Origin of the sequence: Mesorhizobium sp. WSM3862, assembly GCF_002294985.1 — a bacterium.
In the GTDB taxonomy this organism is placed as follows: domain Bacteria; phylum Pseudomonadota; class Alphaproteobacteria; order Rhizobiales; family Rhizobiaceae; genus Mesorhizobium.
In genome coordinates, this window is record NZ_NSGE01000003.1 from 736,028 (window position 1) to 748,715 (window position 12,688).

The 12,688-nt window shown below is 63.2% G+C and carries 10 protein-coding genes; 1 reads left to right on the forward strand and 9 read right to left on the reverse strand.

The window, feature by feature from the left end:
- The first annotated feature begins 101 nt into the window (after positions 1 to 101).
- Positions 102 to 1,220 (forward strand): FAD-binding oxidoreductase, encoded by a 1,119-nt coding sequence (locus CK224_RS11885; protein WP_095781882.1) that lies wholly within the window; start codon positions 102 to 104, stop codon positions 1,218 to 1,220.
- Between the two features lie 361 nt (positions 1,221 to 1,581).
- Here the strand turns inward: CK224_RS11885 and urtE are convergent, their stop codons facing one another.
- The 9 genes from urtE to CK224_RS11925 form a co-directional block, all read right to left on the reverse strand.
- Positions 1,582 to 2,277 carry an urea ABC transporter ATP-binding subunit UrtE gene (gene urtE, locus CK224_RS11890; protein WP_067327999.1) on the reverse strand — a complete coding sequence of 232 codons (696 nt, stop codon included), beginning with the start codon at positions 2,275 to 2,277 and terminating at the stop codon, positions 1,582 to 1,584.
- 70 nt (positions 2,278 to 2,347) lie between these two features.
- On the reverse strand, positions 2,348 to 3,094 hold the full coding sequence (gene urtD, locus CK224_RS11895; RefSeq protein WP_095781883.1) for an urea ABC transporter ATP-binding protein UrtD: 747 nt from the start codon (positions 3,092 to 3,094) through the stop codon (positions 2,348 to 2,350).
- A 6-nt stretch (positions 3,095 to 3,100) separates the two neighbouring features.
- Positions 3,101 to 4,324 carry an urea ABC transporter permease subunit UrtC gene (gene urtC / locus CK224_RS11900; protein ID WP_095781884.1) on the reverse strand — a complete coding sequence of 408 codons (1,224 nt, stop codon included), beginning with the start codon at positions 4,322 to 4,324 and terminating at the stop codon, positions 3,101 to 3,103.
- Positions 4,321 to 5,937 carry an urea ABC transporter permease subunit UrtB gene (gene urtB, locus CK224_RS11905; RefSeq protein WP_095781885.1) on the reverse strand — a complete coding sequence of 539 codons (1,617 nt, stop codon included), beginning with the start codon at positions 5,935 to 5,937 and terminating at the stop codon, positions 4,321 to 4,323. Before urtB ends, urtC begins: the two co-directional genes overlap by 4 nt.
- 116 nt (positions 5,938 to 6,053) lie before the next feature.
- Positions 6,054 to 7,331: an urea ABC transporter substrate-binding protein gene (gene urtA / locus CK224_RS11910; protein ID WP_245425907.1), complete on the reverse strand. Its 1,278-nt coding sequence runs from the start codon at positions 7,329 to 7,331 to the stop codon at positions 6,054 to 6,056.
- A 1,168-nt stretch (positions 7,332 to 8,499) separates the two neighbouring features.
- The gene (locus tag CK224_RS11915) at positions 8,500 to 9,882 is read right to left on the reverse strand and encodes a DUF6600 domain-containing protein (protein ID WP_095781886.1); all 1,383 of its coding nucleotides are present in this window, start codon (positions 9,880 to 9,882) and stop codon (positions 8,500 to 8,502) included.
- Between the two features lie 436 nt (positions 9,883 to 10,318).
- Positions 10,319 to 11,875, reverse strand: a complete 1,557-nt coding sequence (gene guaA / locus CK224_RS11920) for a glutamine-hydrolyzing GMP synthase (RefSeq protein WP_095781887.1) — start codon at positions 11,873 to 11,875, stop codon at positions 10,319 to 10,321.
- A gap of 9 nt (positions 11,876 to 11,884) precedes the next feature.
- A complete protein-coding gene (locus tag CK224_RS32345) occupies positions 11,885 to 12,007 on the reverse strand; it encodes a hypothetical protein (RefSeq protein ID WP_280952260.1) in 123 nt (40 codons plus the stop codon).
- A gap of 42 nt (positions 12,008 to 12,049) precedes the next feature.
- Entirely contained in the window at positions 12,050 to 12,688 is a 639-nt protein-coding gene (locus tag CK224_RS11925; protein ID WP_095781888.1) for a 5'-methylthioadenosine/S-adenosylhomocysteine nucleosidase, read from the reverse strand.

The window sequence follows — 12,688 nt, forward strand, 5'->3', positions numbered from 1 at the left end:
CATAGGTAAAACTTATGGCTTTTATCCAAAGCCATCTTTGACGCATTGCCGCGGCGCCGACAAGATGGATCAGGATCAGCCCTCTGCGCTAAGGAACGACAATGGATGTGATCGTGCTGGGCGGCGGCCTGATGGGGACGGCTTGCGCCTATTTCCTGGCCAGGCGCGGCGCCCGCGTGACGCTGATTGAGCGCAACCGGATCGGCAGTGGAGCAACCGTCGCCTCCTTCGGCAACATCCGGCGCACGGGGCGTCATCTGTCGCAGCTTCCGCTGGCCCACCGCTCGCTCTGGCTGTGGGGCGAGGCCGAAAAAATGCTGGGGTGCGATGTGGAATTCCGCGCCACCGGTCACGTCCGGCTGATCTTCGATGAAGGCAGTCTCGCCGACATGCGCAGCTATGCCGAGGGTGCGCGTCCCTGGGGACTCGAGCTGGAGGAGCTCAGCCCGCGCGAGATCCGCGCGCGTTTTCCCGGCCTCGGTCCGGACGCGATCGCGGCGTCGTTCTCTCCGCATGACGGCAGCGGCAATCCGCGGCTGATCGCGCCGGCCTTCGCCGAGGCCGCCCGCAAGCTGGGCGCGAAAATCATCCACGAAGCTCGGGTCGAAAAGATCGAGCGGACCGACTCCGGTTTCCTTGTCGCCAGTTCAAAAGGCGCTTTCGCCGCAGAATGCCTGCTCAACACCGCCGGCGCCTGGGGCGCGCGCGTCGCTGCGCTGTTCGGCGAAGAGGTCCCGCTCGATGCCCGCGGCCCGCAAATGGGCGTGACCGAGCCATTGCCGCATCGGATCCTGCCGGTGGTCGGCGTCTGGACGCGCGACAAGGACTATGGCGCCTATCTGCGTCAGGTCGAGCGCGGCAACATCGTCTTCGGCGGCGCCGCCGAAAGGGTGCCGGTCGACCTCGATCCGGGCCATGCGACCGCCGACCCCATGCGCCTGCCGACGCAATTGCGGGCCGTCGCGCGGCTGTTGCCGGCGATCGCCCAGGTCGCGGTCATCCGCACCTGGTCCGGCTGCGAAGGCTATGTCCGCGACATGCTGCCGGTCATGGGACGCTCGGCGACAACGCCGGGCCTGTTCCACGCCTTCGGCTTCAGCGGGCACGGCTTCCAGCTCGGTCCGGGTGTCGGCGACGCCATGGCCGAGCTTATCACGACTGGTGGCTGCGAAACGCCCCTCGACGATTTTAGGATAGATCGCTTCAATCACGGAGCCTGACGAGGCGAGTCGATCACCTGGGCGCCAGGCGTCCTTTGACGCGCAAGAAGGGAGCTTCCATCTCTGTTCGAATGACGGCGTGTTGGGTGAGCAGAAGGTCGCTTTCGGATGGCTGAGACTGAAGTTCGCCCCCAGCAAACCGCGGCCGCGGATTGGAGCGGGTGGGCGCTGCGCGACAAGCGATTTATAAGTGTCGTTGTACGAGCATTCCCCGATCGGCGATTCTTATTTCATGCTTTGCTCAGCCCTATCGGCTTAATGTCGAACGCAGGATGCCGCGCAGAACATGGCGCGCTTCTACGGACTTTCCATCGAAACGACATTGTTTTGCGGCGCTTCGGCCAAAGGATGACGACTGAACCTAGACAGTAAGGAGCTTGCGTACATCGGGCCTGTCCAGATCCTCGGCAGGGCCGGTATGCACGATCTGGCCGCGGTCCATGATGTTGACCTCGTCGGCAAGCTCGCGGCAGAAATCCAGATACTGCTCGACCAGAAGCACCGCGATCCCCGCCTGGTCGCGCAGATAGCGGATGGCGCGGCCGATGTCTTTGATGATTGATGGCTGGATGCCTTCGGTCGGCTCGTCGAGCACGAGCAGCTTCGGCCGCATCACCAGCGCGCGGCCTATGGCGAGCTGCTGCTGCTGGCCGCCGGACAAGTCGCCGGCGCGGCGGCCGAGCGTCTGCTTCAACCCTGGAAACAGCTCGAAGACATGAGCTGGAACGTTGCGGTCGGCGCGCTTCAGCGGTGCGAACCCCGATTCCAGATTTTCGCGCACCGTAAGCAGGGGAAAGATTTCCCTGCCCTGCGGCACGAATGCGATGCCCGACCGGGCGCGGTCATACGCCGCGCTTCGCTCGAGCGCTTTCCCCTCGAAGGCAACACTTCCGCTCGTCAGCCTATGATGGCCGACGATCGATCTCATCAAACTGGTCTTGCCGACGCCATTGCGGCCGAGTACGCAGGTGATCTTGCCCGCGCCCGCTTTCAGCGAAACGCCGCGCAGCGCCTGGGCGGCACCGTAATGGAGGGTGGCGTTGGAGACTTCGAGCATGGTCAGCCCCGTCTCCAGCACCTGAGGAAGGAAAGGTCGAAACGATGCAACGAGACCCGCCAGATCATGCTCAGCGCCCCAGATAGACTTCGACGACGCGTTCGTCGGCCGAAACGAAATCGAGCGTGCCTTCCGACAGCACCGAGCCCTCGTGCAGGCAGGTGACCTTGACGCCGAGCTCGCGCACGAAATGCATGTCGTGCTCGACGACGACCACCGAATGGTCGCGGGCGATGTCCTTGAGCAGGCGCGCCGTCTCCTCGGTCTCGGCGTCGGTCATGCCGGCGACCGGCTCGTCGACGAGGAGTAGCTTCGGGTCTTGTGCCAGCAGCATGCCGATCTCCAGCCACTGCTTCTGGCCATGGCTCAAATTGGCGGCGATCTCGTCGCGCTTGTCGCCGAGGCGGATGATGCCGAGTATGTCGTCGATGCGCCACGTCTCGGCCGCCGAGCGGCGATGGAACAACGCCGGGAAGATCGAGCGCGGCCCCTTCAGCGCCAGCATCAGATTGTCCTCGACGCTGTGGCTCTCGAAGACGGTCGGCTTCTGGAACTTGCGGCCGATGCCCATCATGGCGATCTCGGCTTCGTCATGCCTGGTGAGATCGACCCGACCGTCGAAGAATACCTCGCCCTCGTCCGGCCGCGTTTTGCCGGTGACAATATCCATCATCGTCGTCTTGCCGGCGCCGTTGGGTCCGATGATGGCGCGCATCTCGCCCTTGTCGAGCACCAGCGACAGGTTGTTGATGGCGCGAAAGCCGTCGAAGGAGACCGAGACGCCGTCCAGATAGAGGATGGTGTTCGACTTGCTCATGGTCGCTTACTCCGCCGGCTGCGGTTCGGGGCCGTTGGCCGACCACGCGCCCGGCGTTCTCGCCGCCGAGCGCTCGATCTTCGGCTGCGCTTCCGGCGGGTCGATGCCGGCTTTCGCGGCGATCGAGGCGGCGCGCAGCGCCCTGGCCTTGCTGCGCCAGCCATCCCAGGCGCCGACGACACCCTTGGGCAGGAACAGTGTGACGGCGACGAACAGTCCGCCGAGCGCAAACAGCCAGAATTCCGGCAGCACGCCGGTGAACCAGGATTTGCCGGCGTTCACCAGCAGCGCGCCGATGATCGGCCCGACAATGGTGCCGCGCCCGCCGACGGCGGTCCAGATCACCACCTCGATCGAGTTGGCCGGATCGAACTCGCCGGGATTGATGATGCCGACCTGCGGCACGTAGAGCGCGCCGGCAATGCTGGCCATGACGGCCGAGACGCTGAAGGCGAAGAGTTTTACATTCTCGGCCCGCCAGCCGAGGAAGCGGGTGCGGCTTTCGGCGTCGCGCACCGCCATCAGCAGCTTGCCGTATTTGGAGCGCACGATCGCCGCGGTGACAAAGACGGCGAACGCCAGCGTCACGGCGCTTGCCGAAAACAGCGCCGAGCGCGTCGCGTCGGCCTGGATGTTGAAGCCGAGGATGTCCTTGAAATCGGTCAGGCCGTTATTGCCTCCGAAACCCATGTCGTTGCGGAAGAAGGCAAGCAGCAGCGCATAGGTCATCGCCTGGGTGATGATCGAGAGATAGACGCCGGTGACGCGGCTGCGGAAGGCGAACCAGCCGAATACGAAGGCAAGCAGGCCCGGCACGGCCAGCACCATCAGCACGGCGAACCAGAAATGGTCGAAGCCGTGCCAGAACCAGGGCAGTTCCTTGTAGTTCAGGAACACCATGAAGTCCGGCAGGATGGGATTGCCATAGACGCCGCGCGAGCCGATCTGACGCATCAGATACATGCCCATCGCATAGCCGCCGAGCCCGAAGAAGGCGCCGTGGCCGAGCGAAAGGATGCCGCAATAGCCCCAGACCAGATCGAGCGCGAGCGCCAGCAGCGCGTAGCAGAGATATTTCCCGACCAAAGAGACGATGTAAGGCGGAATGTAGAAAGCGCTTTGAGGCGACACCGCGAGGTTTAGCAGCGGCACGATGGCGGCCGCCGCCAGCAGGACGAGGATGGCGATCGCGATGCGCCGGTCGGCGCCGAAGAAGCGCTGCGTGATCATGCTTCCACCGCCCTGCCCTTCAGCGCGAACAGGCCGCGCGGCCGCTTCTGGATGAACAGGATGATCAGTACCAGCACGACGATCTTGCCAAGCACCGCGCCGGCGTACGGCTCGAGGAACTTGTTGACGATGCCGAGCGAGAAGGCGCCGACCAGCGTGCCCCAGAGATTGCCGACGCCACCGAAGACCACGACCATGAAACTGTCGATAATGTAGCCGCGGCCGAGATTGGGCGAGACGTTGTCGATCTGGCTGAGCGCCACGCCGGCGATCCCGGCGATACCGGAGCCGAGCGCGAAAGTCAGCGCGTCGACCCAAGGCGTCCTGATGCCCATGGATGCGGCCATGCGCCGATTGGCGGTGACGGCACGCATCTGCAGGCCCCAGGGCGTTCGCTTCATGACGTAGAGCAGCACACCGAACACCAGCAGCGCGAACACCAGTATCCACAGCCGGTTCCAGGTGATGGCCAATTGACCGATGTCGAACGATCCCGACATCCAGGACGGATTGCCGACCTCCTGGTTCGTCGGGCCGAAGACGGTGCGCACCGCCTGCTGCAGGATCAGCGAGACGCCCCATGTGGCAAGAAGCGTCTCCAGCGGCCGGCCGTAGAGGAAGCGGATGACGCCGCGCTCGATGACGAGGCCGACCAGCGCCGAGACCAGGAAGGCGAGCGGCAGCGCGATGACCAGCGACCAGTCGAAGAGGCTCGGAAACGACGTGCGGATCACCTGCTGGACGACGAAGGTGGTGTAGGCGCCGAGCATCACCATCTCGCCATGCGCCATGTTGATGACGCCCATGACGCCAAAGGTGATGGCGAGACCGATAGCGCCGAGCAGCAGCACCGATCCGAGTGATATGCCGTACCAGATGTTCTGGCCGGCATCCCACAATGCCAGCGTCGAATTGATATGGCCGATCGCGGCGGTTGCCAAGTTCTTGACCGCTCCCTGCGCGCCAGCCTCAACGGAGGTCAGCAGGGAAAGCGCATCGCGATCGCCGCGCGCTTCGATGACCGAGATCGCGGCCAGCTTGTCGGTTTCCGGCTTGTCGGAAACGAGAACCGACGCGGCCCGAGCCTGCTCGAACATCGTCTTGACGGCGGGGTCGGTTTCAGCGGCGATCGCAGCATCGAGCGGCCCGACATTGGCGGCATCGGGCGTCTTGAACATGGTCGCAGCGGCGGCAAGCCGCACGCTTGCGTCCTTGGCGCGCAAGGTCAGTGTGCCCAGCGCATCGCGGATCGTGCGCCGTAGGCCGTTGTTGACCTTGATCTTGGTGAGATCGGCCTTGGCGGCGTCGGCTGCTTTCTCGCCGCTCAGCGGATCGAGCAGTTCGATGCCGTCGCCCCCTTCCTTGCCGACGAAGACCTGGGAATCCGCCTTTCGGATGTAGAGGTTGCCGTCGGCGAGCGCAGAAAGCGGACGTTCGACCAAAGGATCGCCGCTCGCCGCAAGCTCGCGGACGACGGCCTCGGTGCCAGAGAAATTGGAGGCTGCCGCGAACTTGGCAATGATCGGGCGAAGATCGGCTTCGGCCGCGCTCGACGGCAGCAGGCTTGCCATCGTCAGCAGCAGCGTCAGCCAAATCGCGCGCAACAGGATCATCGTCTTCCAGCGGTTCTCAAGGTTCGAGGTTTTCGCCCGGACGGGCCGAGGCCCGCCCGGGCTGCGGTCGCCGGGTCGCGGAACCACGCCGCGACCCGGCCCACCCCCTGGGAGGGTCAGTTGGTGCCCTTGCCGCCGCACTTGCCGGTGGCGACATTGAAGTTGCCGCACGACAGGGGCGCGCGCCAATCGGAGATCAGGTTCTTGGAATCGGGCAGATAGTCGGACCACTCGTCGCCCATCACCAGACCCGGGGTCTGCGAGACGGTTTCGAACTGGCCGTCGGCCTGGATCTCGCCGATCAGCACCGGCTTGGTGATGTGGTGATTGGGCATCATCGTCGAATAGCCGCCGGTGAGGTTCGGCACCGAGACGCCGACCATGGCGTCGATGACCTTGTCAGGATCGGTTGTGCCGGCTTTCTCGACCGCCTTCACCCACATGTTGAAGCCGATATAGTGGGCTTCCATCGGATCGTTGGTGGTGCGCTTGTCGTTCTTGATGAACTTATGCCAGTCGTCGATGAACTTCTTGTTCTCGGGCGTGTCGACGCTCTCGAAATAGTTCCAGGCGGCGAGATGGCCGACCAGCGGCGCGGTGTCGAGACCGGCCAGTTCCTCCTCGCCGACCGAGAAGGCCATGACAGGGATATCCTCGGCCTTGATGCCCTGGTTGCCGAGCTCCTTGTAGAACGGCACATTGGCGTCGCCGTTGACCGTCGACACGACGGCGGTCTTCTTGCCGGCCGAGCCGAACTTCTTGATCGCCGAGACCTCGGTCTGCCAGTCGGAGAAGCCGAACGGCGTGTAGTTGACCATGATATCCTCGGCCGGCACGCCCTTCGACTTGAGGTAGGCTTCGAGGATCTTGTTGGTCGTGCGCGGATAGACATAGTCGGTGCCTTCGAGCACCCAGCGCTTCACCGAGCCGCCATCGGCGCTCATCAGGTAGTCGACGGCCGGAATGGCCTGCTGGTTCGGGGCAGCACCGGTGTAGAAGACGTTGCGCTCGCTCTCCTCGCCCTCATACTGGACCGGATAGAACAGGATGTTGTCGAGCTCCGAGAACACCGGCAGCACCGATTTGCGCGAGACCGAAGTCCAGCAGCCGAACACCGCCGCGACCTTGTCCTTGGAGATCAGCTCGCGCGCCTTTTCGGCAAACAGCGGCCAGTTGGACGCCGGATCGACCACCACGGCCTCGAGCTTCTTGCCGAGCAGGCCGCCCTTGGCGTTCTGCTCTTCGATCAGCATCAGCATGACGTCCTTCAGCGTCGTCTCCGAGATCGCCATCGTCCCCGACAGCGAATGCAGGATGCCGACCTTGATCGTGTCGTCGGCCGCCCTGGCGGGCGCCGTCAGCAGGCTGGCCGCGAGCACGCCAGCCGAGAACATTTTTGTTATTGTCGAGAAACTTCCCCTCATATTGCACACTCCCAAGCTGGTTGTTTTGCATTGCAACATTGCGGTGCAAGCGACGTGCCAAACCTGACAGTCCAAAGTGCCGGGCAAAAAATCGATCAGTTACAGTTGGTTATAATTTCAACTCAAGTTTTCAACGGCCGCTTCCGCTTCAACGCGTTGTCAAATTTTGGGCTTCTGCCTCTATTTTCATCGCAACTTTCTATTGCGTGTTTTTACATCGCCGTTTGCCTTCTGCCGGCCCCCGTAGTCGCACGGCGAGAGATGTTGGGAATTGAAATCTTTGCGCCGCGGGCGGCTAAGAAGTGAGGGGCCCGGTCCCTCTCGGCGGCGGGCTTTTCCTATCTGGAGCAAATTTGTAGACCGCTCGATTGGTGTCGTCGGTGACGCGAACCCATTGGGTCTCGACTCGCCGGTCCTGTACGTGGCGGCCGGTCACCCATTCAGCGGCTTCTTTAGCTGAGGCGGTCCTCGCGTAGGCAATACCGCATCCGTCCCCGACATCGTTTCAACGGTAAGGGACGGGCTCTTTTGTCGGGTCTCCTCTGATCAGTCAGCCCTTTCCAATGGGGCCGATATGCCATCCCGACGCAACAGCGCCGCCCAGCGACCGAACTTCGACAAGGGGCGAAGGTCCCAGGAGTTGTTCACCGGCGGCTTTTGTCGAGTGCCGCCGCTCGACAGGCGCGCGACAGGTGAACGAAATAGGCCCCCCTGACGCGTTTTCTGCACCCCAGTACCTGCGAAGGCTCACGCGCGGCCTAGCCCGGCTTCTGTGGCAAATGGCAATGGTTCCAACATCGCCCTGCCCGATTTCACATGCCCTTCGCTTCGGCAGCGCAGACCAGCCGTCAGCGTGTTGGCGATAGAGCGTGAATTTCTCCTCGAGCGCCACGACTGCTTCGCCCTTGCTGCGTTCAGTGGCCCGCCCACCGACATGCGCGCGCCGGCCGCCGAACATTGGTCATGACGGTCCAGAACAACGTCCCGGCACTGGGCCCATCCGCCGCCAAGGATCCGACGCTATCGGAGCCGAGGAACGTCGGGGAGAATCGCAGGGACTCGGACTGCAAAGACGAGTGTCGCTGACTCGCCCCGGGTAACTCCGGCGGCTGTGCAATCGACTTTCCTTCGCGGCCGCCTAGCAGTTCGCGTCAGTCTGCGGATCGCACGCCTTGTTTTTCTGGCCCCGTGGCTTGGGCTTGGCCGCCTGCTCGGGCTCGGCCTGCTGCTGCTCGGCGGCGGGCTGCTCCTTCGCCTTCCGTTTCTCAGGCTTGGCAGTCTGTTCCGGCTCGGCCTGCTGCTCGGCGGCGGGCTGCTTCTTGGCCTTCCGTTTCTCAGGCTTGGCAGCCTGTTCCGGCTCGGCCTGCTGCTCGGCGGCGGGCTGCTTCTTGGCCTTCGGTTTCTCAGGCTTGGTAGCCTGTTCCGGCTCGGTCTGCTGCTGCTCGGCGGCGGGCTGCGTCTTGGCCTTCGGCTTCTCGGGCTTGGCCGCCTGTTCCGGCTCCGCCTCCTGTTCGGCGGCGGGCTGCTTCTTGCCCTTCGGCTTCTCAGGCTTGGCGGCCTGTTCCGGCTCGGCCTGCTGCTGCTCGGCGGCGGGCTGCTCAGGCTTGGCGGTCTCTTCCGGCTCCGCCCCATCGGCCCTTGCGCCTTCGGTCGGCTTCGATTTACGGCCAGCCTGAACCTGCTTCACCTGCTCGATGTCCTTTAGCTTAGCTGGTTTTGCCTTGGGGTCGGCTTTCACCTCACCTTCGAAGACCGCGACCGTGTCATTTTCCAATTTGCCGGACTGCTCGGGCGCGTCGGTCTTGCTGACCTTGACGGCAGTCACATTCTGGTCCGTCTCCTTTTCGATCACATCAACATCAATGACTTTGTTGACCACCACGTTGTTCTGGATGGTCACGTCGCCGGCCGGCTGGGCCGCCTCGACAATCCGCACAAACTCGGACCTATCACGGATAACAGCGACAGAAACGTCGGCAGCAAGGAATTCGCGGCTAGGGACTACCACCCAGTAATAATCCGGCGTCGTGTCGAAGGTTACCTCGATTGAAATCAAGTCCGGATCACGGCGCGGCGGCAGCGGAGCCCAAATGATGTGCTCCCTGTCACGACGCCAAGTCACCCATGCTGGCGCCCAGCGAGTGCCCGGAACCCAGTACCAGCCGATATCGTCGGCATAGCCCCACCGGCCGTAATGGTACGTCGCCCAGCCGAATGGCTCGTCGGATACCCAGAGCCAGCCATACTCCTCTGTATAGACCCAATGGCCCAGGGTATACGGGCGCCAATCGTCAGGTACATCAGTTGGCACGAAAACGGTCGCTCCATGATACGAGACCCAATCGCCATGGGACGACAGGTCTTCGTAGAATGTGCTGATCGAAACCTCGGTGGCGGCCCTTGCCTGCGACACTAGCGAGAATGGTGGAATCTGGTTGGGGATATCAACGACCGTAAGCAGACAGGCGGTTACGCCGCCCAGCATCAGCCGTACCGCATTTTGGGCAAGGACGCGTTTCATCCCAGTCTTCCTCCGAAACAGATGCGCCCTTCATCTTGAAAACTCACCGGCAATCGGATTGTTCCGCCTTGCTCCCGTCCAGGGCTCGTGGACCTTGCAAATGGTAGCTATGGCGAGCCATTGAACGTAATCGCCTGATGGCCGAACTTCGCGGAAGCTTAAAGTACCGTCATCAGGTTTTGAGGGCTGATTTGCAGAATTTACCTTTAGTTTTCAGCTGCTGGGCGTGGAAAAAGGTACGGTCAGAAGCCCTCTGTGACGTGACGGTACTGTCAAAAATCATCGTGGCAATGTGGGTGAGGTCCGGCAACCGGTACGGCAGCTCCAAACGACGCACACCGATAACCGGCGAAAATTGCCGGCCAAAACTATCTTTTATCTCAGTGACTTAGATCGAACTCTAGCGCAATTTCAGCGATGTTCGGATAGGCCTGAATCATTCCCACTCGATGGTGCCCGGGGGCTTCGACGTAACGTCGTAAACGACGCGATTGATGCCTTTCACCTCGTTGATGATGCGGGTGGCGGCGGCGCCCAGGAAGTTCATGTCGTAGTGGTAGAAATCGGCCGTCATGCCGTCGACCGATGAGACAGCGCGCAGCGCGCAGACGAATTCGTAGGTGCGGCCGTCGCCCATTACGCCGACGGTCTGCACCGGCAAGAGCACGGCGAAGGCCTGCCAGATGGCATCGTAGAGGCCGGCCTTGCGGATCTCGTCGAGGTAGATGGCGTCGGCCTCGCGCAGGATCTCCAGCTTCTCGCGGGTGATGCCGCCCGGGCAGCGTATGGCGAGGCCAGGACCCGGGAACGGATGGCGGCCGATGAAGCTTTCGGGCAGGCCGAGCTCTCGGCCCAGCGCCCTCACCTCGTCCTTGAACAACTCGCGCAGCGGCTCGACCAGCTTCATGTTCATGCGCTCGGGCAGGCCGCCGACATTGTGATGCGACTTGATCGTCACCGACGGGCCGCCGGAGAAGGAGACGCTTTCGATGACGTCGGGATAGAGCGTGCCCTGCGCCAGGAAGTCGGCGCCGCCAAGTTTCTTCGCCTCTTCCTCGAACACCTCGATGAACAGGCGGCCGATGGTCTTGCGCTTCTTTTCCGGATCGCTCTCGCCTTCCAGCGCCGAAATGAAGCGGTCGGAAGCGTCGACCAGGATCAGCGGCAGGTTGTAATGCTGGCGGAACATCTCCACCACGCTTTTCGCCTCGTCCTTCCGCATCAGGCCGTGGTCGACGAGGATGCAGGTCAACTGATCGCCGACCGCCTCGTGGATCAGGAGCGCAGCGACCGAGGAATCGACGCCGCCCGACAGCGCGCAGATCACCTTGCCCTTGCCGACCTGCTTGCGGATCGCCTCGACCGCCTGCTCGCGATAGGCAGCCATGGTCCAGCCCGTGCTGAGGCCGGCGATATGGTGGACGAAGTTGCTCAGCAGCCTCGCGCCGTCCGGGGTATGGACGACCTCGGGATGGAACTGCACCGCGTAAAACTTCCGTGCCTCGTCGGCAATCGCTGCGAAGGGCGCGCCGGTTGAGGTGCCGACGATCTTGAATCCTTCCGGAATGGCGGTGACGCGGTCGCCGTGGCTCATCCAGACCTGATGACGCGTGCCCCTGGCCCAGACACCGTCGAACAGCGCGCAGTCATCCTCGATCTCCAGGAAGGCCCGGCCGAACTCGCGGTGATGGCCGGCTTCGACCTTGCCGCCGAGCTGAGCGCACATCGTCTGCTCGCCATAGCAGATGCCGAGCACCGGAATGCCGGACGAAAAGACCTCGTCGGGCGCGCGGGGCGAGCCGATGTCGACGGTCGAGTGCGGACTGCCCGATAGGATGACGGCCTTCGGCCGGATGCGGCGGAAGCCCTCCGCGGCTGACTGGAACGGAACGATCTCGCAGTAGACCCCGGCCTCGCGCACGCGCCGCGCGATCAGCTGCGTGACCTGGCTGCCGAAGTCGATGATGAGAACGGTGTCGGGATGTGTCGTCATGGCGAGCCTTTAAAGAAAGAACCGATTCGGCGCAATGGTGGCGCGTTGCGGCGTTCGGTCCTTGCCAAAACGCCTAAAGCGCGTCGCGTCGAACGGGCCCAGGCGACGAGCTTCAAGTTTCATCTGATGCATGTCGTTCTCCCAAAACCGCTGCGCACTTTTGGGCGACATGCATTAAGTAAGGCCGATCGCGCCGGACGCAATCGCCTGCTCTAGCAGACCTATCGCCGCCGCCAGCTTCTCGTCGATGACGTGCAGATACTCGGTCCAGTCGCCGACATGCCTGAGATCGACCGCGCCGTCGGAAATACCGCGCAGGCCGATCAGCGGCACGCCGAACAGCTGGCAGGCGCGCAGGCAGGCGAAGGTCTCCATGTCGACCATGTCGGCGTCGATCGCGTCATAGGCGGCCCCGGTGACGATGGCGCCTCCGGTCGACAGCGTCGCGGTCCTGATGCCGGGAATGACGAAGGGCAGCGGCACCGTCACCGGCAGGTCGAGGAACGGCGTCGCGCCCTTCGCGAAGCCGAGCGGCGAAGCGTCGATGTCGCGGTAGCTCACCGACACGGCCTGGTAGATTTCGGTCTGTTCGAGCGTTCGGCTTCCCGCGGAGCCCAGCGATACGACGAGATCCGGCAGCGCATCCTCGGCCTTCAACGTGGCGAGCTCGGCGCCGAGGCGCACACCGGCCTCGACCGGGCCGACGCCGGTCATCAGCGGCGTGAACAGCTTTTTGAGATGCGGACCGTATTCGGCCTCGGCCGCCATGACGAAGAGGACGGATTTTTCCCCTATCCGCGCAACGCTCGCCAT